The sequence below is a fragment of the Streptomyces justiciae genome (genome assembly GCF_015163075.1).
GTDB lineage: Bacteria > Actinomycetota > Actinomycetes > Streptomycetales > Streptomycetaceae > Streptomyces > Streptomyces justiciae.
In genome coordinates, this window is sequence record NZ_JADDXU010000016.1 from 21,335 (window position 1) to 45,227 (window position 23,893).

Genomic DNA, 23,893 nt, shown 5'->3' on the forward strand with positions numbered 1-23,893 from the left:
TCGCTGTGACAGCTAGGGTGGCGGGGTGAGTGACATCGACCTGCGCCATCTGCGTTCGTTCCTGGTCGTGGCTCGAAGGCGGTCCATCACCGGCGCCGGCGAGGCTCTCCATCTGACCCAGCAGGCGGTCTCGACCCACGTACGGCAGCTCGAACGCGCCCTGGGCGTCGACCTGTTGGTACGCACCTCCCGCGGCGTGCTGCTCACCCCCGCCGGAGAGGAACTCGCCGCCGGGGGCGCGACCGTCGTCGACGACGTCGCCCGCCTCGCGGCCCGGGTCCGCGCGGTCGCCGCCGCTCAGCGCGGCACGCTGCGGCTGGCCTGCTGCCCGGCGGCCACCAGTCTGTTCGCCGTCGACATCGCCGACGCCCTGGAGGCCTCCGTGCCCGGGTTGCGGGTGACGCTGAAGGGCGCCCGGCATCCCAGGGAGGAGCTCGAACTCCTCGGCGACGGGCGGGCGGACGCGGCCTTCATGTGGCTGCCCCTCGGCGACGTCGGGCTGCACACTTCGGTCGTGCGTACCGACCGCCGGGCCGTGGTGTTGTCCACCCGCCATCCGCTGGCAGACCGCACCACTCTCACGCTCACCGACCTCGCCGACGATCCGGTGCTGCGTCCCGACGTGCTCGCCTCGCCGGAAGCCGACCGGTACTGGCTCGCCGACCCCCGGCCCGACGGCCGTCCCGCACCCCGCGGACCGGTCGTGCCCACGGTGGAGGACTGCCTGCTGGAGGTCGGCCGCGGCCACGGCGTCTGGTTCGCCCCGGAGCCGCTGCGCGCCCTGCTGCCAGGCGGCCCCGTGCGCTGGATCCCCGTCACGGACGCGCCGCCCTTCGACCTCGCGGTGGTGTGGCACGACCAGGCTCCGCAACCCCTGATCACCCGCCTGATCGCCGAGGTCCGCGCCCTCGTCGGCGACGACCGCCACCTCGACGCCGCCTGATCCCACCACCCGGCCTGGGACGACCGGCTGTCAAGGATCTTCGCGAACCCGCCACAACGTGGGACGCCTTGCGGGGGTCGCCCACCCACGCGCGTGGGAAATGGTGAGATGTGAGAGCGTGCAGGGCGTGAGTGAGACACCCAAGAACCCCCTGCAGTACCGCTTCGACGGGCCGGACGACGCACCGGTCCTGATCCTGGGTCCCTCACTGGGCACCACCTGGCACATGTGGGACCGGCAGGTCCCCGAGCTGGCCAAGCAGTGGCGGGTCTTCCGCTTCGACCTGCCGGGCCACGGCGGTGCGCCCGCGTACCCGGCGGGCTCGGTCGGTGACGTCACCGACCGGCTGCTCACCACCCTCGACGCCCTCGGCGTGCAGCGCTTCGGCTACGCGGGCTGCGCGTTCGGCGGCGCCATCGGTCTGGAGCTGGCGCTGCGGCACCCGGAGCGGATCGCCTCGCTCGCGCTGATCGCCGCCTCGCCCCGGTTCGGGACGCCCGACGAGTTCCGGCAGCGCGGCGTGATCGTCCGGACGAACGGCCTCGACCCCATCGCCCGTACGTCCCCCGACCGCTGGTTCACCGGCGGGTTCGCCGCCGCGCAGCCCGCGATCACCGACTGGGCCGTGCAGATGGTCCGTACCACCGACCCCGGCTGCTACATCGCCGCCTGCGAGGCCCTCGCCGCGTTCGACGTACGGGCCGAACTCGCCCACGTCGGGGTGCCGACCCTCGTCCTCGTCGGCTCCGACGACCAGGTCACCGGCCCCGCCGAGGCCCGTACGCTCGTCGCCGGCATCCCGGACGCGCGGCTCGCCGTCGTACCGGGCGCCTCCCACCTCGTACCGGTGGAACAGCCCGCGGCCGTCACCGACCTCCTGGTCCGGCACTTCTCCACCGCCTGGCAGCCCGCCTACGACTCCACCACCGGCCAGATGGCGATCCCCGCAGCCCCGGTCAAGCCGGTCCTGGCCGCCGCGGGACCGCCGCCGCAGGCCGTGCCGATCGCCGAGATCGCCCCGGCCGCCCCGGCGCCCCAGGCCCTGGGCGGGCGGCCCGACCCGTACGACGCCGGGCTCAAGGTGCGCCGAGAGGTGCTCGGCGACGCGCATGTGGACCGGGCGCTGGCGCAGGCCGACGAGTTCTCCGGTGACTTCCAGGAGTTCGTCACCCGCTACGCCTGGGGCGAGATCTGGGACCGCCCCGGCCTCGACCGCCGCTCCCGCAGCTGCGTCACGCTCACCGCGCTGGTCGCGGGCGGCCACCTGGACGAGCTGGGCTTCCACGTCCGCGCCGCCCTGCGCAACGGCCTCACCCCGGTCGAGATCAAGGAGGTGCTCCTCCAGGCGGCCGTTTATTGCGGCGTACCGGCGGCCAACAGCGCCTTCAAGGTGGCCCAGCAGGTCATCCGCGAGGAGACGACGCCGGAGGAGTGAGCGCGTGAGACGGGCAGTGGAAGCACCAGGCTGAGCCGCCGCGGCCGCCCCTCCAGGAGGCAGGATGGTGCCATGACCATCAAGCTCACGAAGAAGTCGCACGCCTGCGTCCGCCTGGAGAAGGACGGGCGCACGCTCGTCCTCGACCCGGGCATGTTCAGCGAGGCGGACGCCGCGGTCGGCGCGGACGCGATCCTGATCACGCACGAGCACCCCGACCACTTCAACGAGGAGCGGCTGCGCGCCGCGATGGAGGCCAACCCGGCCGCCGAGATCTGGACCCTGAGGTCCGTCGCGGAGAAGATCTCCGCCGCCTTCCCCGGCCGCGTGCACACCGTCGGCCACGGCGACACCTTCACCGCCGCCGGCTTCGACGTCCAGGTCCACGGCGAGCTGCACGCCGTCATCCACCCGGACATCCCGCGCATCACCAACGTCGGCTACCTCGTCGACGACGGCCGCGTCTTCCACCCCGGCGACGCCCTCACCGTCCCCGACCACGCGGTGGAGACGCTGATGCTGCCGGTCATGGCACCCTGGAGCAAGATCTCCGAGGTGATCGACTACGTCCGCGAGGTCAAGCCGCAACGGGCCTACGACGTCCATGACGCCCTCCTCACCGACCTCGCCCGGCCGATCTACGACAACCAGATCGGCGCCCTCGGCGGTGCCGAGCACCTGCGTCTCGCGCCCGGGGAGAGCACGTCGCTGTGAGTGTCAGTGGGGGCCGGTAGGTTGTCAGGCATGCGCATCGCTACCTGGAACGTGAACTCGATCACCGCCCGCCTGCCGAGGCTCCTGGCCTGGCTGGAGAGCAGCGGCACCGACGTGCTCTGCCTCCAGGAGGCCAAGCTGGCCGAGGAGCAGTTCCCGTTCGACCAGCTGCGCGAGCTGGGCTACGAGGCGGCGGTCAACGCGACCGGCAGGTGGAACGGCGTGGCGGTGCTGTCCCGCGTCGGCATCGAGGACGTGGTCAAGGGCCTGGCCGGCGACCCCGGCTACGACGGCGCCCCCGAGCCCCGCGCGATCTCCGCGACCTGCGGCGGCGTCCGGGTGTGGTCGGTGTACGTGCCCAACGGCCGAGAGGTGGACCACCCGCACTACGCCTACAAGCTCCAGTGGTTCGAGGCCCTCAAGGCGGCCGTCGCCGGTGACGCGGCGGGCAGCCGCCCGTTCGCGGTCATGGGTGACTACAACGTGGCGCCGACGGACGACGACGTCTACGACGTGGCCGCCTTCGAGGGCCTCACCCATGTCACCCCGGCCGAGCGCGCGGCCCTGGCCTCCCTCCGCGAGGCCGGCCTCTCGGACGTCGTCCCGCGCCCCCTGAAGTACGAGCACCCCTTCACGTACTGGGACTACCGCCAGCTCTGCTTCCCCAAGAACCGCGGCATGCGCATCGACCTGGTGTACGGCAACGAGCCGTTCGCGAAGGCCGTCACCGACGCCTACGTGGACCGCGAGGAGCGCAAGGGCAAGGGCGCCTCGGACCACGCACCGGTGGTCGTGGACCTGGACGTGCCGTAGTTCACAGCAGCTTCAGGTCGACCGACCCGGCGAGGGCGGCCAGTCCCGCGTCCCCCGGATGCAGATGGTCCCCGCTGTCGTACGCGGGCAGCATCCGCGCCGGGTGGGCCGGGTCCCGTACGACCCGGTCGAAGTCGAGGACGCCGTCGAACGCGTCGGCGTCCCGGAGCCAGGCGTTGACCTCGACCCGCTCGGCGTCGACCGCGGCCGTGCAGCGGGCCTCGCCCTCGCAGGGCGCGATCGTCGCCGCCAGCATCCGCAGCCCGCGCGCATGCCCCCGGTCGGCGAGCTCGCGCAGCCCGGCGATCACGTCGTCGGCCGTGGCACCCCACCGCACGTCGTTGACGCCCTGGAAGACGACCGCCGTACGCGCCGAGGTCTGCGCGAGGACGTCCCGGTCGAAGCGGTGCAGGGCGCTCACCCCGCCGGTGTCGGTGGAGACACCGTCGCCGGGATAGCGGTCGGAGACCACGCGGTTCGCGGAGATGCCCTGGTTGAGCACGCCGTAGTGCGGGACCTCGTCCTGGGCGAGCAGCCGGTCCGCGAGCACGTCCGGCCAGCGCCGGTCGGCGTCGGCCGTCGACTTCTCCCCGTCGGTGATCGAGTCCCCGAGCAGCACCACCGACCCCGGCCCGCCGCCCACGTCCACCCCGGTGAGCAGCGGCCAGCTGGTCAGGACGGTGGTGTACGCCGTCCCGGAGGCGTCCGCCGTGTGGTCGCCCGCCTCACTGACGTGCGACCGCTGCCGCGCGAGCCGGTGCACGGGCGCCGCAGCCACCGTACCCGGCAGATGGAAGCTGACCAGCAGACTGCTGTCCGCGGGCACCTCGAAGTCGAGCGGATCGCTGAACACCTGTGCCCCGGCGGCCACTTCGACGCCCGCCGAGCCCCGGAAGGCCACCGCCACCGGCGCCTCCCGCGCCGCCGCGCCCGCGCCCTGGACCGCCACCGTGGCGCTCCCGATCCGCACCGGTCCCGCCGCGAAGGTGTTGTCGAACCGCAGCCGCACCCGAGGCCCACCCACCGACGTGTGCACGACGAGCCGCAGCGTACGGTCGCTCCACGGCCCCACCGCCGGATACCCGGCCGTGGCAGCGGCCCAACTCCCCGTCCAGCCAGGCGTGTCGCCCCGCACGGACACGGCGAACACATGCAGACCCGGCGAGTTGGGCAGCCGTACCGAGGCGACCGGCAGCCCCAGCACGAGCGGCACCGTCACCACGTACAGCCGTGCCTGCGCGGTGAGTTGACCGCCGGGCGTGTTCACGTGCGGCAGCGCCACCGCCTTCGTGGCGAGCGGGCCCGTGCGCCAGTCGGGGGCGGTCAGGCGGTACGAGGAGGTCGTGCCGTTCGTGTACGACACCGCCCCCGTGCCCGGCACGTCGCCGCCGTCCGTACCCGCCACCAGGAAGGCGAGCGCGTCGCCGCGGCCGGTCACCCGCACCGACTGGCCGGCGGCCCGCACGTTGTCCGGCTCGCCCGGCTCCCCGCGCGGCCAGGTCAGCCGGGCCCGCTGCACGGTCAGCGTCCGGCCCGGCGTCCAGCCCGCCGCCGTCAGGTCCCGTGCCGACAGCGAGGCGCCGGTGCCGTCGAAGTCCGCCTCGCCGGGACGGGCGTCGTCGCTGACGGCCGTGTTGTCGAAGAGCCGCTCCAGCGGCAGGGGTTCCGTGGTGCCGCGCACCTGCGCCGCCTGCACGGGAGCGGTCGGCGTCAACGCCGTGAACAGGGCGAGGACGACAACGGACCTGCGGACACCTCGGCGCACCTGATTCCCCCGTTCACGACCGGTCAGGACGAGACGCGTGACGCACGGTGAAGGTAGGGAGGCCCTGGGTGACCCGTCAACGCGCCATGCGCGAACTCGGCGCGAAGTCGCCCGGAATCGACTGCCCGCGCGCCTGTGGTGCGCACGCCGGTGCGAATGACACGCTGGGCGTATGAAGATCCCTTTTCTGGGCAACCGGCGCGAGGAACCCGGGGCGCACGACGCCGAGGGCATCGCCGAACTCCTCGCCGAGTGTGAGCTGCTGCGCCACCAGGCGGCCGGGTCGGGTGTCCAACTGGACGACACCGTCGCCTCGTTGGAGGCCCTGGACCAGTTGGTGCCGCGGTGGCGGGACGACCCGGAGGTGCTGGAGTGGCTCGGCAACGACGCCGGGCTGTACCTCGGGACGGTGATCGTGCGGACCGTACCGGGCGCCGTGTGGGGGATCAGGGCGGACGGCCAGCCGGTGATCCGGCTCGCCTCCGGCCGGGAGTTCGACGTGGTCGCCGACGGCCACGACTGGGCGGCCAGCGGGGTGCCCGAACTCTCCCAGGTCTACGGCGAGGTGGCGGAGGCCTAGAGCGTGCACGCACATAAGCGGGGCTTAAATACGGCTAATGCCCGAAAAGTGCGTGTCGTGTATTAACTCCACTATTGTCTCGATAGGTTGCGGCAACCGCGACACAGCTGAGAGTGGGTAGGGCTGGGCATGGCCGTCGATCCGTTGATCGAGCTGCGTGACGTCAACAAGTACTACGGGGAGCTGCATGTCCTGCAGGACATCAACCTCACCGTCGGCAAGGGGGAGGTGGTCGTGGTCATCGGCCCGTCAGGGTCGGGAAAGTCGACACTGTGCAGGGCGATCAACCGGCTGGAGACCATCCACTCCGGGGAGATCCGGCTGGACGGACAGCCGCTGCCGGAGGAGGGCAAGGCCCTCGCGGGGCTCCGCGCCGAGGTCGGCATGGTCTTCCAGTCCTTCAACCTCTTCGCCCACAAGACGGTCCTGCAGAACATCTCGCTGGGACAGGTCAAGGTCCGTAAGACCAAGAAGGACGACGCCGACAAACGCTCGCGCCAACTCCTGGACCGCGTCGGCCTCGCCGACCAGGCGGACAAGTACCCGGCGCAGCTCTCCGGCGGCCAGCAGCAGCGCGTGGCCATCGCCCGCGCCCTCGCCATGGAGCCCAAGGCGATGCTGTTCGACGAGCCGACCTCGGCCCTCGACCCGGAGATGATCAACGAGGTCCTCGAAGTCATGCGGCAACTCGCCCACGAGGGCATGACCATGGTCGTCGTCACCCACGAGATGGGCTTCGCCCGCGCCTCCGCCAACCGCGTCGTCTTCATGGCCGACGGCCGCATCATCGAGGACCGCGCCCCCGACGACTTCTTCACCAACCCCGAGAGCGACCGCGCCAAGGACTTCCTCTCCAAGATCCTCAAGCATTGACGGGACGGCGCCGCCCCTCGACTACGATGTGCCGTTCATCGCTGTGATGACGGCGATCTCGCTGCCGCCCGGTGGGCCCCCCCCCACGGCCCCGAGACCGTAGGGGGTGGCAGCTCACAAGAGCCATACCCGCCCGGCGCGCCGGCCGGAGATCACTGCTCGCGCAGCGGAATCGACACGTACGACGGGTCGTTCGCCGGCGAGGAGAAGGTCAGCTGCGCGCCGGACGGGTTGTGCTCGATGTAGAGCGGGTCGACCGTGTCGACGACCAGGGCCAGACGGTGCCCTGCCGGGACGTCGTAGGCCGTGGAGTACAGCTCCAGGTCGAGGCCGAACGCCTTGCCGGGCGCCCGCCCGTGGAAGGTGTACGGCGCGTGGGTGACCAGCTTGCCGAGGCCGAGCGGCCCCACGTCGTAGAGGTAGGCGACGAGGGTGCCGCTCTCCTTGGTCGGGGTGACGGTGGTGTGCAACTTCGCGGTGCCGCGCACCTGTTGGGCGGTCGTGTACTTCCCCGACTGCCATACGGCCGCCCAGCGGCGGGGGAGCAGGGGGATCGAGGCGACCGGGGGGAGCTGGGCGACCTGGTCGAGGATGCTGGACAGGAAGACGACACCGCCGTCCGCGCCCGAGTCGACGTTCGTGTGGAGGGTGGTCGTGCCGGACAGGGCCAGCTTCTTCGTCGTGGCGCCGACCGACTTCCAGTCCGGGTAGCCCTCGTAGCCGCCGGTGGAACGGGACTTGAGCTGGACGGGCTGCTCGCGGTCGATGCCGTTGTCGTCGCCCTGGAGGTAGTGGTCGAACCAGCGCTCGGTGTCCGTCCACACGTCGTTGGGGAGCCCGAACAGGCCCGTCAGCTCGGCGGTCGCGTGGTCGCCGGGGCGGAACTCCAGTCTCTTGGGGCCGGTCAGCTTCTCGTAGAAGTCGGCGTACTGGTTGGGCGGGAAGATCGAGTCGCCCCAGGCGTTGGCCATCATGACCGCCGCGCCGTTCTTGTTCAGCTGGTCCACATATGTGGCGGCAGAACGTTCCTTCCCCCAATTGATCATGTCCTGTTCCTTGGACAGGTTGGAGGCGTAGAAGTTGTCGAAGATCTCCCGGAGTTCGGCGCTCTGCCGTCCCGTGACGACACTCGCGCCGTCCAGCAGGCCTGCCGCCTGGACGTGTTGGGTACGGCCCGAGTAGATCGAGTCGATCAGATCGGCCCAGCCGCTGAGCGCGGCGACCGCCTTGACGCGCTTGTCGTGCGCGGCCGCGAGCAGGCTGATGCCGGCGCCGTACGACACCCCGCCCATGCCGATGTGCTGTGCGTCGGCCGGGGTGTTGGCGAGCGCCCAGTCGATGATCTTGGAGGCGTCGGCTATGTCGGGTGGTCCGGCGACTTCTATCTGTCCGCCCGACTGCCAGAAGCCGCGCACGTTGTAACTGACCACGATGTAGCCGGAGTTCGCGAGCTTCTGTGCCTGTGCCAGATACTCGACCTGGGGCAGGCCCCAGCTCGTGGGGAACACGATCAGCGGGTAGCGGCGCGAACTGTCCGCGCCCACCGGGGTGATGACGTTCGCCTTGAGGACGGTGCCGCCGTCGCCGGCGATGTCGACGAATCGTATGCCGCCCGTCGAGGCCTGGGCGGCCGGGGCGAACCCGAGGGCGCTACCGGCGATCAGAGTCGCGGAGACGGCGCCCACGGCGGTCGTGCGCAGGGCCTTGCGATGGTGTCCCACGGGTCACTCCTCACTCGTGTCAGTGCAAAGTGACCGAACGGTAACCTCGGCCGTTTACCGGAGGTAACCCGTCGGTAAGTTACGTGGGAGTAACGATTGTTGTGGTGTGAATGAATTCAGGAGGCGCGGTGGGAGTTGCGCGGAGCGGCCGGTGCGGGCAGGGGCGTTTGTGCAGCTCGGGTCACATCTGCGACCAGCTCGGCGACGTCCGGACCGTACGCCTGGGAGTTGACCACCTTCAGCAGGAGTACGAACGAATTGCTCCCGTGCTTGCGGGCCAGCCGTTCGTGATTGCGGGCCAGGTAGCGGGTCGCGGCCTGGTTGGTGATGGCGGTCTGCCCGCAGAACAGGAACACCGGCCGGCTCTGGCCCGACTGGCCGGCCGTGAGCCGCGCCAGCAGCACGTGTTCGCTCTGCCCCTTCTCCATCCGGTAGCGCTCGCTGCCGATCTGGAAGGCCAGCCGGTCGGGCCCCGGCTCCGGGTCGAGGTTCACCCGCACCCCGGGCAGCATGGCGTGCATGTGGGCCGCCATCCGGCGGTTCGACCCGGGCCCGCCCACGCAGAACTCCGTCCGCTCCCCGAAGCCCTGCCGCGCCGCGTCCTGGGTGATCACATCGGCGTGCGCGCCGCAGTCCTTGATGAGCGCGGAGAGTTCGAGGAGCGCGAAGACGTCGTAGCGGTGCACCGCGAGGTCGGGGCTGGCCGCGTCCCGGTTGACGACGAGCAGCGACTCCGAGTGGTCGGGCAGCCCGAAGAAGGCCTGTTTGCGCCGGAGTTTCCGCTTCCACAGGTAGGTCCGGGCCAGCCAGCCGAGCATGGCACTGATGCCGGCGGCCACCACGCCCAGGACGATGTTGCGCACGTCGTCATTCATGGGCGCGCATGGTAGCGGGGATACGCAAACCCGTGTTCGACGACGCCTGTTCCTCGCGCTCCTGACGGGGGCAGGGCATTGCAATAGGCTGCGCGAACGGCCCTTTAGTGGAGGTGCGCATGCGTCGCCCTGTCGCGCGGAAACTGTCGGTGCTCGCGGTCTCGGCCGCCGTGGTGTCGGTCGGGGCGGCGGCGCCACCGACAACCGCCACGACACCACCGAAGGTGCCCGTCGCCGTCGGCTACGGCGGTGCCGTGGCCAGCGTCGACGCGGACGCCTCCGCCGCCGGCATCGAGGTGCTGAGGAAGGGCGGCAACGCGGTCGACGCCGCCGTCGCCACGGCCGCCGCGCTCGGCGTCACCGAGCCCTACTCCTCCGGCATCGGCGGGGGCGGCTACTTCGTCTACTACGACGCCAAGTCCCGTACGGTGCACACCATCGACGGCCGGGAGACGGCCCCGCTGACCGCCGACTCCGGTCTGTTCGTGGAGAACGGCCAGCCCCTCGCCTTCGCCGACGCGGTGACCAGCGGCCTGAGCGTCGGCACCCCCGGCACACCCGCCACCTGGGAGACCGCCCTCGACAAGTGGGGCAGCAGACGCCTCGGCACGGTCCTGAAACCGGCGGAGAGGATCGCCCGCGACGGGTTCACGGTCGACGACACCTTCCGCGCGCAGACCGCCCTCAACGAGACGCGCTTCCGCTACTTCCCCGACACGGCGAAGCTGTTCCTCCCGAACGGCGCCCTCCCCGTCGTCGGCTCCACCTTCAAGAACCCCGATCTCGCCCGCACCTACGCCGAGTTGGGCAAGAAGGGCGTCGGCGCGATCTACCACGGCGACCTCGGCGACGACATCGTCGACACCGTCAACAAGCCTCCCGTGGACCCCGCTTCGGGTTGGAACGCCCGTCCCGGCGACCTGTCGGAGAAGGACCTCGCGGCCTACGAGGCCAAGCTCCAGAAGCCGACGAAGACCTCGTACCGCGGCCTCGGCGTCTACTCCATCGCCCCCTCCTCCTCCGGCGGCACCACGGTCGGTGAGGCGCTCAACATCCTGGAGAACACGGACCTTTCGAAGGCGAGCGAGGTGCAGTACCTGCACCGCTACATCGAGGCCAGCCGGATCGCGTTCGCGGACCGCGGCCGCTGGGTCGGCGACCCCGCCTTCGAGGACGTGCCGACGAAGGGGCTGCTGTCGCAGCAGTACGCGGACTCGCGCGAGTGCCTCATCAAGGACGACGCGGTGCTGACCAGCCCGCTGGCGCCGGGTGATCCGCGGAATCCCGCGGCGTGCTCCTCGGATGGCACGGCGGCGCCGACGACGTACGAGGGCGAGAACACCACGCATCTGACGGTGGCCGACAAGTGGGGGAACGTCGTCTCCTACACGCTCACCATCGAGCAGACCGGCGGCAGCGGGATCACCGTTCCCGGGCGCGGGTTCATCCTCAACAACGAGCTGACCGACTTCTCCTTCGTTCCCGCCAACCCGGCCGTGCACGACCCGAACCTGCCGGGGCCCGGGAAGCGGCCGCGGTCGTCCATCTCGCCGACGATCGTGCTCGACCAGCACAACAAGCCGGTGGTGGCGCTGGGTTCGCCCGGCGGGGCGACGATCATCACGACGGTTCTGCAGGTGCTGACCGAGTTCGTGGACCGGGGGATGCCGCTCGTCGACGCGATCGCCGCGCCGCGGGCGAGTCAGCGGAACCAGACCACCACCGAACTCGAACCCGGGCTCTACAACAGTGACTTGAGGACACAGTTGGAGGCCATCGGGCACGGGTTCCGGTTGAACGCCGAGATCGGGGCGGCTACCGGGGTGCAGCGGCTGCCGGGTGGGAAGTGGCTGGCCGCCGCCGAGACCGTACGGCGCGGCGGCGGCTCGGCGCAGGTGGTGTACCCCGCGTCATAGCTCCGGGGCGGGCGGCTCGCCCTCCGTGCGGAACGCGAGCTGCTCGCCCTCCACGTCCACCGTGACGCTGCCGCCCTCCTGCACCCGGCCGTCCAGCAGCAGCCGCGACAGCTGGTTGTCGACCTCGCGCTGGATCGTGCGGCGCAGGGGGCGGGCGCCGTACTCCGGCTGGTAGCCCTTGCGGGAGAGCCAGTCGACCGCCGTCTCCGTGAAGTCGACGGTGACGCCCTGGGAGTGCAGCATGCGGCGGGTGCGGTCCAGCAACAGGTTGGTGATCTGGCGGAGTTGTTCCTCCGTGAGCTGGCGGAAGACGACGATCTCGTCGATGCGGTTGAGGAACTCGGGGCGGAAGTGCTCGCGCAGCGGGCGCAGGATCTGTTCGCGCCGCGCCTCCTCGTCGGCCTCCGCGCCGCCCGCGCCGAAGCCGATGCCGGCGCCGCGCCGGGTGATCGCCTCGGAGCCGAGGTTGCTGGTCATCACCACGACCGTGTTGGTGAAGTCGACCGTGCGGCCCTGCGAGTCGGTGAGGCGGCCGTCGTCGAGGACCTGGAGGAGGATGTTGAAGACGTCCGGGTGGGCCTTCTCGACCTCGTCCAGCAGCAACAGCGAGTACGGGTGGCGGCGGACGACCTCCGTCAGCTGGCCCGCCTCCTCGTGGCCGACGTATCCGGGCGGGGCGCCGACCAGACGGCTGACGGTGTGCCGCTCCTGGTACTCGCTCATGTCCAGGCGGACCATGCGCTCCTCGCTGCCGAACAGCGCCTCGGCGAGCGCGCGGGCCAGCTCCGTCTTGCCGACGCCGGTCGGGCCGAGGAAGAGGAAGCTGCCGATCGGGCGGTCGGGGCTGGCGAGGCCCGCGCGGGAGCGCAGTACCGCGTCGGAGACGACCCGGACCGCCTCCTCCTGGCCGACGACCCGCTGGTGCAGGTGTTCCTCCAGGCCGAGCAGCTTGTCCTTCTCCTCCTGGGTGAGGCTGGCGACCGGGATGCCCGTCTGCCGGGAGACCACTTCGGCGATGGCCTCGGCGGTCACCTCCAGGTGCTGGCCCTCGTCGGCCGTGCCGTCGCCGGCCGCCTCGCCGATCCGCTGCTTCAACTCCGTGATGCGGTCGCGCAGTTGCATGGCCTGCTCGTACTGCTCGTCGGCGACGGCCTGGTCCTTGTCCCGGACGAGCTGCTCGACCTCGCGTTCCAGGGCGCGTACGTCCGTGCCCTTGGTGCGGGCCCGCAGCCGTACCCGCGCGCCCGCCTGGTCGATGAGGTCGATCGCCTTGTCGGGCAGGCGGCGGTCGGTGAGATAGCGGTCGGACAGCTCGACGGCCGCCGTCAACGCCTCATCGGTGTAGCGGACCTGGTGGTGGGCCTCGTAGCGGTCGCGCAGCCCGCGCAGGATCTCCAACGCGTCCGCGACGGACGGCTCGGGCACGAGGATGGGCTGGAAACGGCGGGCCAGCGCCGCGTCCTTCTCGATCCGGCGGAACTCCTCCAGCGTGGTCGCGCCGACGATGTGCAACTCACCGCGCGCGAGGGCGGGCTTGAGGATGTTGCCGGCGTCCATGGAGGCGGCCTCGCCGCCACCGCCCGCGCCGACCACGGTGTGCAGCTCGTCGATGAAGACGATCAACTGGTCGGAGTGCGCGCGGATCTCGGAGACGATCGAGTTGAGGCGCTCCTCGAAGTCCCCCCGGTAGCGGGTGCCCGCGACCACGCCCGTCAGGTCGAGGGCGACCACCCGCCGCCCGATGAGCACGTCGGGCACGTCCCCGTCGGCGATCCGCTGGGCGAGCCCCTCCACGATGGCGGTCTTGCCGACCCCCGCGTCACCGATGAGGACCGGGTTGTTCTTGCCGCGCCGGGAGAGCACCTCGATGGTCTGCTCGATCTCCTCGTCCCGCCCGATGACCGGGTCGATACCGCCCCGCCGGGCCAGGTCCGTGAGATCGCGGCTGTACTTGTCGAGCGTCGGGGTGCCGGTGTCGCGCGGGCGCTCGGTGCGGGCCGTACCGGCGTCGGGGGCGGCCTCGGGCGGCAGGCCGGTCGGCGCGAAGTGGGCCGAGTTGAGGATGTGGCCCGCCGCCGAGTCGGGGTTGGCGGCCAGCGCGCTGAGGACGTGCTCGGGGCCGATGTAACCGGCGCCGCGGGACCGGGCCAGGTCGTGCGCGTCGAGCAGGGCCCGCTTCGCGGCAGGCGTCAGCGAGAGCGAGGTCGGCGGCGGGGCCTCGCCCGGCGGGTGCATCACCGGGCCCGACCGCTCGTCGATCTCCGTCGCCAACTCGTCGGGGTCCGCGCCGGCCCGGCTGAGCAGACTCCGGGTCGGCTCGGCGGACAGCGCGGCCCGCAGCAGATGCTGGGTGTCCAGGTCCCGGCTGCCGTGCTCGGCGGCGTACTGGGCGGCACCCCGGACCAGCTCCCGGGCCGGTTGGCTCAGCAGCTGGCCGATGTTGATCTGCCGGGGGCCGGGGCGGGGCCCGCCGAAGAAACGGGCGAGGAACTCGCCGAAGGGGTCGTAGCCTTCGGGTCCGCTGAAGCCGCTGCTCATGGCCGTTCCCATCCGGCGTCCCTGCGGGGCCCGGGACGCCCTCGCTGATCGACGTGCCGGAGTCGGGTAACCCGGGCCGCAGCCGGTTACACCTGCGACCACTTCTCCGTCGTACGACCCACGTGCACCTCTACGGCGGACGCCCGGCCGTGCGCGGGCCGCCCTGGCGCTCGTAGAACACGATCGCACGATCGTTGCCGCGCAGCACCTTCAGGACGACCCCGAGGGCGTCAGTCGATTCGGGCCGTCAAGATGCGGGGGCCCGCGTCCGTGATCGCCACCGTGTGCTCGGCGTGGGCCGCGCGGGAGCCGTCGTTGGTGCGCAGGGTCCAGCCGTCGGCGTCGGCGTGGTAGCCGTCCGTGCCGCCGCCGATCACCATGGGCTCGATGGCGAGGACCATGCCGTGCCGCAGCTTCATGCCCCGGCCGGGGCGGCCCTCGTTCGGGACGCCCGGGTCCTCGTGCATCCGGCGGCCGATGCCGTGTCCGCCGAAGCCGTCCGGGATGCCGTAGCCGGCCGAGCGGCACACCGTGCCGATCGCGTGCGCGATGTCGCCGATGCGGTTGCCGACGACGGCCGCCGCGATGCCGGCGTCCAGGGCCCGCTCCGCCGCCTCGATCAGGCGCAGGTCCGCCTCGCGCGGTGTGCCGACCGTGAAACTGATCGCCGAGTCGCCCACCCAGCCGCCGAGTTCGGCGCCGAAGTCCGCGGAGACCAGGTCGCCGTCGCGCAGCCGGTAGCGGGTCGGGATGCCGTGCACGATCGCGTCGTTCACGGAGGCGCAGAGGACGGCCGGGAACGGAGTCGGCGCGAAGGAGGGCCGGTAGCCGAGGAAGGGCGAGGACGCGCCCGCCTCCCGGAGGACGTCGTGGGCCACCTCGTCCAGCTCCAGCAGGGAAACGCCCACGTCGGCGGCCTTGCGCACGGCCGTCAGGGCACGTCCGACGACCTGCCCGGCCTCGTACATGGCGTCGATCGATGTGTCTGTCTTCAGCTCCACCATGCCAATTACTATACCGGTATTAGAATGGGTGGCATGGTGCGCACCCCCCTGACCCCCGAAGAGCGTGAACGCGGCGAGCGGCTCGGCCGGCTGCTGCGTGAGGCGCGCGGCGGTCGCAGCATGGCCGACGTCGCGGCGAGCGCGGGCCTCTCGGCCGAGACCCTGCGGAAGATCGAGACCGGCCGTGCGCCGACGCCGGCGTTCTTCACGGTGGCGGCGCTGGCGCGGACGCTCGGGCTGTCGATGGACGAGATCGTGGAGAGGTGCGCGCTGGCTCCCGTGTGACCTTGCCGCACGTCACGTTCCGGAAGGTGCGGCGTACTCTGCGTCCAGTCCGAAAACTCTTCGTAGCGTGTTCGTAACACGGCTCGTGTTGTCTTACGGACCGGAGTGCTCCGGTCTGGCGGGAGTTGAACGATGGCAGTGGATCAACTCCCAGGGTGCATACGGGAGTTCGTGAACTACCTGGACGGTCTGCTGGCGCGCCTGGATCAGGGCGGCGGCTGGTGCGCGGTGTTCTGGCAGCGCGACCCCGAGGGGATGCAGGCCTGTCTCGAAGGGCGTGAAGTGCCGCCCTGGGACGTGGTGGAGGCCCTCCTCCAGGACCTCGCCACGGAGTACGGTCCCGCCGTCGCCGCGCCCGAAGTCGAACGGGCCCGGGCCCTGCACGCCGAGGCCCTCGCCGCGTACGACGCCCGGCCGGGCGCCCGTGACGCCCTCGGTGACCGCCTCGACGTGATGCTCCGCGAACAGCGTTACGCCGCCGAACGCCAGGCGGAACTCGGCCACTTGCTCGCCACCGCCGCCACCCGGGAAGCCGCCGACGCGATCCGCCTGGACCTCGCCTGGGCCCGCGACGACCACGAACGCGCGACCGCCCGCTGCACCGAACTCCGCACCCGCATGGCCGACTTGGACCGCCGCACGGGGGGCGGGCAGGCCCAGGTGATCCGGCGCGGGCAGGTGAACGACGGGGCTGTGCTCCGCGTCGGCGACGAGGCCGGAGGGGCGCGGGCGGGTGGCACCGGGCAGGCGGGCCTGGGCGGGGCCCGCGCGAGTGGCGGTGGTGTGGGGCAGGCGGGTCCTGGTGCCGGGCAGCAGCCCGGTCGTGGCCCATACGGCGGTGGGCCGTCGAGCATGCCGCAGCAGCGTGACGCACGTACCGCTGCGGAGGCGGGCGCGACCGGTTGGCCGACGCAAGCCGCGAGGGAGACCGGTCCCGGCGGCGCGCCGGGCTCCGGGGGAGGCGGCGCGGGCCAGGAGTGGCACGAGCGCGCCGCGGCGGACGGCCCACGGGACGCCTGGCAGGGGCCCGCGGGCCAGGGATGGCAAGCAGGAGCGCGGACGGCCGCCCAGGGAGTGGATGGCGATGTCTTCGCGGGTGGTGTCCCGGTCTTCGCGGATCAGCGCCCCGAGCGGCCCGGTGCCCGGACGGCCGCCCAGAGCTCCGGCCCCGGAGGCTTCCCGGCCGATTCCCCCGGCGCTGCTGGTCAGCGGCACTGGCAGGCCCCCGCCCCGACGGCCGACGCCCGCCACGGCCTCGGTGATCCCGCGAACGTGGCCGCGGACTCCCCGTCAGGGCCCGGCACCCCCGAGGGCGCCCATGGTCCTGGCGCGGTCGGTGGGCAGGCCGAGGCGCCCTCCGCCGGCTCCGGGCCCGCCACCAACGCCGCACCCACCCCCAAGCAGCGCAAACGCCGCCGAGGCAGTGCGCGGTTCGCCGGGATGGTCGAGGAGGACGCCGCTCCTGTCGTCGTACCGCCCGCTGCGGCGCCGACTCTTCCGGCCCAGCCCGCCACCGGGCGGCGCACCCCGCGCGGAGCCCGGTTCGCCGGGGCCGGTGCGGCGGTGGAGGCGCCGGAGCCGCAGGTCGAGCGGTTGGACAACGGGGACCGGCGGGAGGTGGCGCAGGCCGTCGAGCAGCTCGTACGGCTGCGTCGCGAGGGGCGCAGCGGGGAGGCGCACGCGCTGCTGGTCGACGCCGCCTACTGGCCCGCCGCCCGCTTCCCGCTGCTCGCCGCCGAACTCCAGCACGCCGGGCTCGGCGCCGACTGGGCGACCCTGCTGTGGGAGGCGGCCTCGCTGCCCGCGGAGCGGCTGGTCGCGGCGGCGGACGCGCTGGTGGAGGCGGGGCGCGGCACGGACGGGGAGCAGGTGCTGCGGCAGGGCGTCGTACGGCCCGCCGAGGAGATCGGGCAGGCCGTGCTCGGGCTCGTCCACGAGGGGCGCCGGCGTGAGGTGCGCGCGCTGCTCGACGCGTACGTCCGCGTCCGCACCCCGGAGGAGGCCGCCCGCAGCGCCGCACCGGGGCCGCAGACCCTCGTACCCCTGCTGCTGGAGGCTTCCCAGGGGGTCTCGGAGGAACGCCACTGGGACCTCGTCCACGCGCTCCGGGTCGCAGGTTTCACGGCCTGAGCAGGCCCGGCCGACCCGCCTCCGCTCACCCACGTGAGTGTGAAACGTGATCGACTCCGCGGGTTAACGACGATGGTCTTGGCAAGGCTGCTGGAGAGGCTTACTTTCGACCCTCTACGGCCTGCATCTACGGGCGTAGAGGCTCTGACGTCCCGTCGAAGGAGCAGCTCATGGCCAACGTCGTTCGTGCCGCTCTGGTCCAGGCCACCTGGACCGGCGACACCGAGTCCATGGTGGCGAAACACGAGGAGCACGCCCGCGAGGCGGCCCGCCAGGGTGCGAAGATCATCGGCTTCCAGGAAGTGTTCAACGCCCCCTACTTCTGCCAGGTCCAGGAGCCGGAGCACTACCGGTGGGCCGAGCCGGTGCCCGACGGGCCGACCGTGCGCCGTATGCAGGACCTCGCCCGCGAGACCGGCATGGTGATCGTGGTGCCGGTCTTCGAGGTGGAGCAGTCCGGCTTCTACTACAACACCGCCGCCGTGATCGACGCCGACGGCACCGTCCTCGGCAAGTACCGCAAGCACCACATCCCGCAAGTCAAGGGCTTCTGGGAGAAGTACTACTTCAAGCCGGGCAACATGGGATGGCCGGTCTTCGACACGGCCGTGGGAAAGGTCGGCGTATACATCTGCTACGACCGGCACTTCCCGGAGGGCTGGCGTCAACTCGGCCTGAACGGCGCCCAGCTCGTCTACAACCCCTCCGCCACCCACCGCGGCCTGTCCAGCTACCTCTGGCGGCTCGAACAGCCGGCCGCCGCCGTCGCCAACGAGTACTTCGTCGCCGCGATCAACCGCGTCGGCGTCGAGGAGTACGGCGACAACGACTTCTACGGGACGTCGTACTTCGTCGACCCGCGCGGTCAGTTCGTCGGGGACACGGCCAGTGACAAGGTCGAGGAACTCGTCGTCCGCGACCTCGACTTCGACCTCATCGAAGAGGTACGGCAGCAGTGGGCCTTCTACCGGGACCGCAGGCCCGACGCGTACGAGGGGCTGGTGCAGCCGTGAACGACCTGTTCGCACGTCATCGTTCCGTCCTCCCCGACTGGCTCGCCCTCTACTACGAGGAGCCGCTGGAGATCACGCACGGCGAGGGCCGCTACGTGTGGGACGCCGAGGGCAACAAGTACCTCGACTTCTTCGGCGGCATCCTGACCACGATGACCGCCCATGCGCTGCCCGAGGTCACCAAGGCGGTGAGCGAACAGGCCGGGAGGATCATCCACTCGTCCACGCTCTACCTCAACCGGCCCATGGTCGAACTGGCCGAGAGGATCAGCCAGTTGTCCGGCATCCCGGACGCCCGCGTCTTCTTCACCACCTCCGGCACCGAGGCCAACGACACGGCTCTCCTTCTCGCCACCACCTACCGCCGCAGCAACACCATCCTGGCGATGCGCAACAGCTACCACGGCCGCTCCTTCAGCGCCGTCGGCATCACCGGCAACCGCGGTTGGTCCCCGACCTCGCTGTCCCCGCTCCAGACGCTGTACGTCCATGGCGGCGTCCGCACCCGCGGCCCGTACGCCGAGCTGAGCGACGACGACTTCATCGCGGCCTGCGTCGAGGACCTGAAGGACCTCCTCGGCCACACCCGCCCGCCCGCCGCCCTGATCGCCGAGCCGATCCAGGGCGTCGGCGGCTTCACCTCTCCGCCGGACGGGCTGTACGCCGCCTTCCGCGAGGTGCTCGCCGAGCGCGGCATCCTGTGGATCGCCGACGAGGTGCAGACCGGCTGGGGCCGCACCGGCGACAACTTCTGGGGCTGGCAGGCCCACGGGCAGCACGGTCCGCCCGACATCCTCACCTTCGCCAAGGGCATCGGCAACGGCATGTCCATCGGCGGTGTCGTCGCCCGCGCCGAGATCATGAACTGCCTGGACGCCAACAGCATCTCGACGTTCGGCGGCACCCAGATCACCATGGCGGCGGGGCTCGCGAACCTGTCGTACCTCCTGGAACACGACCTCCAGGGCAACGCCCGGCGCGTCGGCGGACTCCTCATCGAGCGGCTCCGGGGCGTCGCCGCGCAGGTGCCCGGCGTGCGCGAGGTCCGGGGCCGCGGGCTGATGCTCGGCATCGAGCTGGTGAAACCCGGCACCGACCAGGCCGACCCGGACGCGGCGAGCGCGGTGCTGGAGGCGTGCCGCGCGGACGGGCTGCTCATCGGCAAGGGCGGCGGCCACAACACCAGCGCGCTGAGGGTCGCCCCGCCGCTGTCCCTCACCGTCGCGGAGGCCGAGGAGGGCGCCGCGATCCTCGAGAACGCTCTGAGGAGCATTCAGTAGCAGCACGCAGCAAGGGACGTACGCCATGACCACCACCTTGGACCATCTGGAACCGGCCCTGTCCGTCCGCCAGGTCCTCACCCTGGAACGGGTGCTCGCCGGGGAGCCCGAGGTGGTGGCCGGCGCGGCCCAGCTCGACCGGGCGGTGCGCTGGGTGCATGTCGCCGAGGCCGCCGACGTCGGCGTCATGCTCACCGGCGGCGAGATGGTCCTCACCACAGGCGTGCTGCTGGCCGGCGACGAGGGCGCGCAGGCCGAGTACATCCAGTCGCTGCACCGCGCCGAGGCCGCCGCCGTCGTCCTCGGTCTGGGCCGCGCCTTCCCGGCCCCGCCGGACGTGATGCGCCGGGCCGCCGAGCGGTGCGGGCTGCCCATGGTCGTCCTCCACCGGCCCTTCCCCTTCGCCGAGTTGACGGAGGAGGTGCAATCCCGGCTGGTCCGGCGGAAGTTCGCGGCCGTCAGCCTGTCCGAGGCCGTCCGCACCTCCCTCACCGGCCTCATCACCGCGGGCGCCCCGCTCCAGCGACTCCTCGACGAGGTCGCCCAGCACAGCGCCTGCCCGGTCGTCGTCACCAACCTCGCCCACCGCGTCCTCGCCACCGCCGGGGAGCGGCCGGCCGTGGACGACGTACTGCGCGACTGGGAGCGCATCGCCCGGCAGGCCGGCGGCACCGAGGGCGACGGCTGGATCCGTGCCGAACTGGGCGGACGCGGGGAACGCTGGGGGCAGATCCTGCTGTGCGGCTATCGCGGGGACACCGCCTCCGGACGGCTGCTGGCCGACCGGGCCGCCGAGGCCCTCGTCCTGCACCGCATGCTCGGCGGCAACTCCGCCCACACCTGGGAGGAGCAGTCCGCGCAGAGCCTGCTCACCGACCTCGTCAGCGGGGTCGTACCGGCACGGCAGCTGCTGCCGCGGGCGCGGGCCGCCGGACTGCCCGTCAACCGACGGACGTTCGTGCCGCTCGTCGTACGGGACGGAGATCCGGCCGAACTCGACCGGGTGCTGCGGCTGTTGGGGCTTCCGGGGCTCGTCGCCGAACTCGCCGACGGAGTGACCGCCGTACTGCTGAGCCTGGCCCGGGACCAGGACGCCGCCGTCCTGACGGCGAACTTCGCGGCCCGGCTGACGCAGACCGTCGTGGCCGCGGCCGACCCGCGCACGGTCTGGGACGACGTCCCCGCCGGGATGCGCGAGGCCCAGCACGTCGCCGACGCGGTCGCCTCCGGGGCGCTCGACCTTCCGGCCGTCGTACGCCTCAAGGACGTCCATCTGCGGGGCCTGATACGGCTGTTGCGGGACGACCCGCATGTGCAGTCCTTCGCCGAGCGGGAGTTGGACGGGCTGCTGTGCGACTCGGGTCCGGGGGAGGGGCTGCTGGCCGTCCTGCGGACGTATCTCGCGACCGGCCGCAACAAGTCCCGCACCGCCCAGCTCCACCACGTCTCACGCCCCGCGCTGTACCGGCGCCTCGAAGCGATACAGACCCGGCTCGGCGTCGACCTCGACGACTTCGAGCAGGCCGCCTCGGTGCACATCGCGCTCCTCGCGCACGACGCGCAACAGAGCTGAAACATGCCATGACCTGGGAAAACGGCGGTGAAACATGGGCTTGCGCAAGGGTGACACCGTGGCACGCCGCACGCCCGCAGACGTGACACGCTGCAACTCAAAGCCGGTTTTCGGGCTTCCTAGTCTTCTCGCACACCGAGCGACCGGAGGTCCCGATGAGCAGAGTGATCCGTGCCGCCCTCTTCCAGACCGCGTGGACGGGCGACAAGGAATCGATGATCCAGGTACACGAGCAGGCGGCCCGCGACGCGGCCGCGCAGGGTGCTCAGGTCCTGTGCTTCCAGGAGCTGTTCTACGGGCCCTACTTCTGCCAGGTCCAGGACAAGGCGTTCTACGAGTACGCCGAGCAGATCCCGGACGGGCCGATCGTCAAGCGGTTCCAGGCGCTGGCCAAGGAGCTGGGCATCGTCCTGATTCTGCCGATGTACGAGGAGGAGCAGCCCGGAGTCCTCTACAACACGGCCGCGGTGATCGACGCGGACGGCTCGTACCTCGGCAAGTACCGCAAGCACCACATTCCCCAAGTTCCGGGATTCTGGGAGAAGTTCTACTTCCGTCCCGGCAACCTCGGCTGGCCGATCTTCGACACGAAGGTCGGGAAGATCGGCGTCTACATCTGCTACGACCGCCACTTCCCGGAGGGCTGGCGGGCGTTGGGCCTCGCGGGCGCCGAGATCGTCTTCAACCCGTCGGCCACCTCGCGCGGACTCTCCGCCTACCTCTGGCAGTTGGAGCAGCCGGCCGCGGCCGTCGCCAACGAGTACTTCGTCGGCGCGATCAACCGGGTGGGCGTCGAGGAGCTGGGCGACAACGACTTCTACGGGACGACCTACTTCGTCGACCCGGAGGCCCAGTTCGTCGGCGAGGTCGCCTCCGACAAGGAGACCGAACTCGTCGTCCGCGACCTGGACCTGGCCAAGCTGCGCGAGGTCCGCGACCGCTGGCAGTTCTACCGCGACCGCCGTCCGGACGCCTACCCGCCGCTGACCGCACCCTGACCGAACCCATCACCCTGGCAGGAGAGGGACCATGAGCAGCCGTACCGTCATCCGCGGTGGTCTCGTCATCACCGCGTCCGACGAGATCCACGCCGACGTGCTGATCGAGGACGGCCGCATCGCCGCCCTCGCCGCCTCGGGCACGTCCGCCGCCGAAGCGTTCACCGGCGAGCGGACCATCGACGCCACCGGGAAGTACGTCATCCCCGGTGGCGTCGACGCCCACACCCACATGGAGCTGCCGTTCGGCGGCACCTTCGCCTCCGACACCTTCGAGACCGGCACCCGGGCCGCCGCCTGGGGCGGTACGACCACGATCGTCGACTTCGCCGTGCAGAGCGTCGGCCACTCCCTGCGCGAGGGCCTCGACGCCTGGCACGCCAAGGCGGAGGGCAACTGCGCGATCGACTACGGCTTCCACATGATCGTCTCCGATGTGAACCAGGAGACGCTCAAGGAGATGGACCTGCTGGTCGAGGAAGGCGTCACCTCCTTCAAGCAGTTCATGGCCTACCCCGGCGTCTTCTACTCCGACGACGGCCAGATCCTCCGTGCCATGCAGCGCTCCGCCGAGAACGGCGGCCTGATCATGATGCACGCCGAGAACGGCATCGCGATCGACGTGCTGGTCGAGCAGGCGCTGGCGCGCGGGGAGACCGACCCGCGCTATCACGGGGAGGTGCGCAAGGCCCTCCTCGAAGCCGAGGCCACCCATCGCGCCATCAAGCTCGCCCAGGTCGCGGGCGCCCCCCTGTACGTCGTGCACGTCTCGGCCATGGAGGCAGTGGCCGAGCTGGCGCGGGCGCGTGACGAGGGGCTCAACGTCTTCGGCGAGACCTGCCCGCAGTACCTGTTCCTGTCGACGGACAACCTCGCCGAGCCGGACTTCGAGGGCTCGAAGTACGTGTGCAGCACGCCCCTTCGCCCCAAGGAGCACCAGGCCAAGCTGTGGCAGGGCCTCAGGACCAACGACCTCCAGGTCGTCTCCACCGACCACTGCCCCTTCTGCTTCGTCGGCCAGAAGGAGCTCGGCCGCGGCGACTTCTCGAAGATCCCCAACGGCCTCCCCGGCGTCGAGAACCGCATGGACCTGCTCCACCAGGCCGTCGTCGACGGACACATCACGCGCCGCCGCTGGATCGAGATCGCCTGCGCCACCCCGGCCCGCATGTTCGGCATGTACCCGAAGAAGGGCACCATCGCCCCCGGCGCCGACGCGGACATCGTGATCTACGACCCGCACGCCGAGCAGGTCATGTCCGTCGAGACGCACCACATGAACGTCGACTACTCGGCGTACGAGGGCAAGCGCGTCACCGGCCGGGTCGAATCCGTGCTCTCGCGCGGCGAACTCGTCATCACCGAGCGGGAGTACACCGGGCATGCCGGGCACGGCGTCTACACCCCCCGTTCCACCTGTCAGTACCTCAACTAGGA

General features: G+C 71.4%; 19 protein-coding genes. 14 read left to right on the forward strand and 5 right to left on the reverse strand.

Features of this window, described 5'->3' with window-relative positions:
• The first annotated feature begins 25 nt into the window (after window positions 1-25).
• The 4 genes from IQ210_RS34970 to IQ210_RS34985 all read left to right on the forward strand — a co-directional run bounded on the left by IQ210_RS34970 (window position 26) and on the right by IQ210_RS34985 (window position 3,905).
• Window positions 26-943, forward strand: a complete 918-nt coding sequence (locus IQ210_RS34970) for a LysR family transcriptional regulator (protein WP_194083217.1) — start codon at window positions 26-28, stop codon at window positions 941-943.
• A 127-nt stretch (window positions 944-1,070) separates the two neighbouring features.
• Window positions 1,071-2,378, forward strand: coding sequence for a bifunctional 3-oxoadipate enol-lactonase/4-carboxymuconolactone decarboxylase PcaDC (gene pcaDC, locus IQ210_RS34975; protein ID WP_194083218.1), 1,308 nt, complete (start codon window positions 1,071-1,073; stop codon window positions 2,376-2,378).
• A gap of 78 nt (window positions 2,379-2,456) precedes the next feature.
• Complete coding sequence (locus tag IQ210_RS34980; protein ID WP_194083398.1) at window positions 2,457-3,092, forward strand: MBL fold metallo-hydrolase; 636 nt, start codon at window positions 2,457-2,459, stop codon at window positions 3,090-3,092.
• Between the two features lie 30 nt (window positions 3,093-3,122).
• Window positions 3,123-3,905, forward strand: a complete 783-nt coding sequence (locus tag IQ210_RS34985) for an exodeoxyribonuclease III (RefSeq protein WP_194083219.1) — start codon at window positions 3,123-3,125, stop codon at window positions 3,903-3,905.
• Window position 3,906: 1 nt separating this feature from the next.
• On the opposite strand, the gene IQ210_RS34990 is transcribed toward IQ210_RS34985, so the two are convergent.
• Window positions 3,907-5,670, reverse strand: coding sequence for an SGNH/GDSL hydrolase family protein (locus IQ210_RS34990; protein ID WP_322657406.1), 1,764 nt, complete (start codon window positions 5,668-5,670; stop codon window positions 3,907-3,909).
• A gap of 172 nt (window positions 5,671-5,842) precedes the next feature.
• Here IQ210_RS34990 and IQ210_RS34995 point away from each other — a divergent pair, with 172 nt between their 5' ends.
• Both IQ210_RS34995 and IQ210_RS35000 read left to right on the forward strand, forming a co-directional pair.
• Window positions 5,843-6,250 carry a DUF6278 family protein gene (locus IQ210_RS34995; protein WP_194083221.1) on the forward strand — a complete coding sequence of 136 codons (408 nt, stop codon included), beginning with the start codon at window positions 5,843-5,845 and terminating at the stop codon, window positions 6,248-6,250.
• A gap of 129 nt (window positions 6,251-6,379) precedes the next feature.
• Window positions 6,380-7,123 carry an amino acid ABC transporter ATP-binding protein gene (locus IQ210_RS35000; protein ID WP_194083222.1) on the forward strand — a complete coding sequence of 248 codons (744 nt, stop codon included), beginning with the start codon at window positions 6,380-6,382 and terminating at the stop codon, window positions 7,121-7,123.
• A 152-nt stretch (window positions 7,124-7,275) separates the two neighbouring features.
• Here IQ210_RS35000 and IQ210_RS35005 read toward each other — a convergent pair whose 3' ends face one another.
• Both IQ210_RS35005 and IQ210_RS35010 read right to left on the reverse strand, forming a co-directional pair.
• Window positions 7,276-8,844, reverse strand: coding sequence for a CocE/NonD family hydrolase (locus tag IQ210_RS35005; protein ID WP_194083223.1), 1,569 nt, complete (start codon window positions 8,842-8,844; stop codon window positions 7,276-7,278).
• Between the two features lie 116 nt (window positions 8,845-8,960).
• On the reverse strand, window positions 8,961-9,719 hold the full coding sequence (locus IQ210_RS35010) for a hypothetical protein (RefSeq protein WP_194083224.1): 759 nt from the start codon (window positions 9,717-9,719) through the stop codon (window positions 8,961-8,963).
• A gap of 119 nt (window positions 9,720-9,838) precedes the next feature.
• On the opposite strand from IQ210_RS35010, the gene ggt reads away from it, so the two are divergent.
• On the forward strand, window positions 9,839-11,635 hold the full coding sequence (ggt, locus tag IQ210_RS35015; RefSeq protein WP_194083225.1) for a gamma-glutamyltransferase: 1,797 nt from the start codon (window positions 9,839-9,841) through the stop codon (window positions 11,633-11,635).
• On the opposite strand, the gene IQ210_RS35020 is transcribed toward ggt, so the two are convergent.
• Together IQ210_RS35020 and map are read right to left on the reverse strand one after the other, a co-directional pair.
• Window positions 11,630-14,173, reverse strand: a complete 2,544-nt coding sequence (locus tag IQ210_RS35020) for an ATP-dependent Clp protease ATP-binding subunit (protein WP_194083226.1) — start codon at window positions 14,171-14,173, stop codon at window positions 11,630-11,632. The genes ggt and IQ210_RS35020 overlap by 6 nt on opposite strands.
• 230 nt (window positions 14,174-14,403) lie before the next feature.
• The gene (gene map / locus IQ210_RS35025) at window positions 14,404-15,177 is read right to left on the reverse strand and encodes a type I methionyl aminopeptidase (protein ID WP_194083227.1); all 774 of its coding nucleotides are present in this window, start codon (window positions 15,175-15,177) and stop codon (window positions 14,404-14,406) included.
• Window positions 15,178-15,210: 33 nt separating this feature from the next.
• Here map and IQ210_RS35030 point away from each other — a divergent pair, with 33 nt between their 5' ends.
• The 7 genes from IQ210_RS35030 to hydA all read left to right on the forward strand — a co-directional run bounded on the left by IQ210_RS35030 (window position 15,211) and on the right by hydA (window position 23,891).
• The gene (locus IQ210_RS35030; protein ID WP_194083228.1) at window positions 15,211-15,462 is read left to right on the forward strand and encodes a helix-turn-helix domain-containing protein; all 252 of its coding nucleotides are present in this window, start codon (window positions 15,211-15,213) and stop codon (window positions 15,460-15,462) included.
• A 132-nt stretch (window positions 15,463-15,594) separates the two neighbouring features.
• A complete protein-coding gene (locus IQ210_RS35035) occupies window positions 15,595-17,592 on the forward strand; it encodes a hypothetical protein (RefSeq protein ID WP_194083229.1) in 1,998 nt (665 codons plus the stop codon).
• A 170-nt stretch (window positions 17,593-17,762) separates the two neighbouring features.
• On the forward strand, window positions 17,763-18,605 hold the full coding sequence (locus tag IQ210_RS35040; RefSeq protein WP_194083230.1) for a nitrilase-related carbon-nitrogen hydrolase: 843 nt from the start codon (window positions 17,763-17,765) through the stop codon (window positions 18,603-18,605).
• Window positions 18,602-19,885: an aspartate aminotransferase family protein gene (locus IQ210_RS35045; RefSeq protein WP_194083231.1), complete on the forward strand. Its 1,284-nt coding sequence runs from the start codon at window positions 18,602-18,604 to the stop codon at window positions 19,883-19,885. The genes IQ210_RS35040 and IQ210_RS35045 overlap by 4 nt, the downstream gene beginning before the upstream one ends.
• 25 nt (window positions 19,886-19,910) lie before the next feature.
• Window positions 19,911-21,458, forward strand: a complete 1,548-nt coding sequence (locus IQ210_RS35050) for a PucR family transcriptional regulator (RefSeq protein ID WP_194083232.1) — start codon at window positions 19,911-19,913, stop codon at window positions 21,456-21,458.
• A gap of 155 nt (window positions 21,459-21,613) precedes the next feature.
• A complete protein-coding gene (locus IQ210_RS35055) occupies window positions 21,614-22,456 on the forward strand; it encodes a nitrilase-related carbon-nitrogen hydrolase (RefSeq protein WP_059195362.1) in 843 nt (280 codons plus the stop codon).
• A 31-nt stretch (window positions 22,457-22,487) separates the two neighbouring features.
• Entirely contained in the window at window positions 22,488-23,891 is a 1,404-nt protein-coding gene (gene hydA / locus IQ210_RS35060) for a dihydropyrimidinase (protein WP_194083233.1), read from the forward strand.
• Window positions 23,892-23,893: the final 2 nt, after the last annotated feature.